At 65.6% G+C, this 1417-nt stretch carries 1 protein-coding gene; it reads right to left on the bottom strand.

The genetic code is table 11. The features are described from left to right. The coding region (locus tag ADADOO_RS00950) for a CBS domain-containing protein (RefSeq protein ID WP_511274292.1) at positions 1-1304 on the bottom strand (1304 nt) is incomplete at its 3' end. Positions 1305-1417 lie beyond the last annotated feature (113 nt).

The raw sequence follows: 1417 nt of genomic DNA, 5'->3' as shown, positions 1-1417 counted from the left end.
ACCGAGCAAACGTCAGCCAGCATCTGCTTTTCATCGCGGTGGCGGACCAGCGACTGGGCGACGCTGCTCATCATGCGCAGGGCGCGGTTTTGGCGGGTGATCTGCTGGCGGGAGATCTGGCGTTCGGTGATGTCGTTGACGACGCCGGTGGTGACGCTCGGGCTGTCGTCGGCGTTGCGCTCGACGACGCAGCTGCGATCCTCGACCCATAACCAGCGTCCGTCGCTGTGACGAATCCGGTATTCGAGGACCCGGGAATGATTTTTCGGGCGATTTTTGTCGTTGACCGTAGCAGCCAGTAAATGCCGGTCGTCGGGGTGAATTTGCGCCATCCAGTCGGTCTTGGTCTCGGGGGCGCTGTTTCGCGTATGGCCGAGCATGGCGAGCAGGCCGTCGCTGGCGATCAGGTAGCCGCTCTGGTGGCTATATTCCCAGCTGCCGGCAGCGGCCCCGTCGAGGGCCAGCCGCAGGTGCGTTTCGAGATGCAGCCGCTGGCGTTCATGCTGAGCCTGGAGCATGGCGCTTTCCAGACGTTCCAGGGCTAATTGCTCGAACAGCCGGCGTTGGCTGATGACGCCGAGAATCCGGCCGTCGTCGGCCAGCACGACCATGTGGCGAAGCTGGAAATGGTTCATCGTTTCGAGCGCCGTGGTCACCGTCACGTCCACCTGAACGCTGTGCACGGGCGTGCTCATGGCCTGGCCCAGGCTGGCCCCGTGCGGGTCTTCGAAAACGCTGATCAGACGCGGGATGTCGCGTTCGGTGATGATGCCGAGCGGCTTGTTGTCGGCGCTGACGATGAGGTAGTCGGCGGCATGCCCGACCATGCTGGCCAGGCCTTCGCCGAGCGTCGCTGTGGGCGGCAAACTCGGGATGTTCCGGTCCATGATGCCTTCCAGCGTGCGCAGGTGGCCGAAGGCTTGGCTGCCCAGACGCAGGCGGAAATCGGTGTCGCTGACGATGCCGCAGACCCGGCCCGCCGCATCGACGACGACGAGGTGGCGGATGCCATGTTGTTCGACCAGATGGCGGGCGCTGGTCATATCGAGATCGGCCGGGGCGGTGATCAGCGGGCGCGACATGATGGCATCGAGTCGTACATCGCCCGACTGGTGCTCATGCAGGCTGCGCAGGATGTTGCTTTCGGTGATGATGCCGAGGGCTCTGCCATCGGCCATGACGAGCAGGCTGGAGATGTGTTCGGCGGCCATGCGGTGGGCAGCTTCGCGCAGCGTGGCGGACGGTGGCAGGCTGCGCACCTGGCTGGTCATGATCTCGCGGAGCAGTGCGGGGGTCGGGCTCATTGGGTTTCCGGGTGGGTCGCCGCGATGATCGGCGAGAGGGCGCAGCAGGTTTCCTGCAGGCGCTCGGCAAGGGCGGCGAGGCGGTGGGCGATGAGCGGCGGGGCGGCCGGCTC

It is taken from the genome of Azonexus sp., from assembly GCF_036170495.1.
Lineage (GTDB): Bacteria > Pseudomonadota > Gammaproteobacteria > Burkholderiales > Rhodocyclaceae > Azonexus.
Note: the sequence above shows the minus strand (reverse complement) of the source record. Positions and strands in the feature narration are given on the sequence as shown.